Origin of the sequence: Shewanella electrica (assembly GCF_022321485.1) — a bacterium.
Taxonomy (GTDB): Bacteria; Pseudomonadota; Gammaproteobacteria; order Enterobacterales; family Shewanellaceae; genus Shewanella; species Shewanella electrica.
Genome location: NZ_JAKOGG010000099.1, coordinates 1 through 337 on the forward strand (window position 1 = coordinate 1; position 337 = coordinate 337).

1 protein-coding gene is annotated in these 337 nt (G+C 46.0%); it reads right to left on the minus strand.

Features of this window, described 5'->3' with window-relative positions:
• On the minus strand, positions 1-337 hold a 337-nt coding region (locus L9G74_RS20060; protein WP_238898539.1), incomplete at both ends, for a hypothetical protein.

Genomic DNA, 337 nt, shown 5'->3' on the forward strand with positions numbered 1-337 from the left:
GAGCACCAATGCCTGTGATACCAGATGTGATGCCTGATTCTTGGTTCAGAGAACGGCTTGATTTAGAAGAAGAAGCAGATTTGGAGCTCTGGTCGTAACCTGAAGCACCATAAGCGCCACCTACTACTGGAATACCATAGGGTGAAAGTACAGATCCCTGGTTCGAAAATCCCTTTTTGGAGGATTCCTGTGACTGTGAGCTTTCTGAGCTTTCAGAAGCACTTATTTTAGAACCGGAAGCATAACCTGGAGCATAGAGACCTGTAGCACCAATGCCTGCGATACCAGATGTGATGCCTGATTCTTGGTTCAGAGAACGGCTTGATTTAGAAGAAGA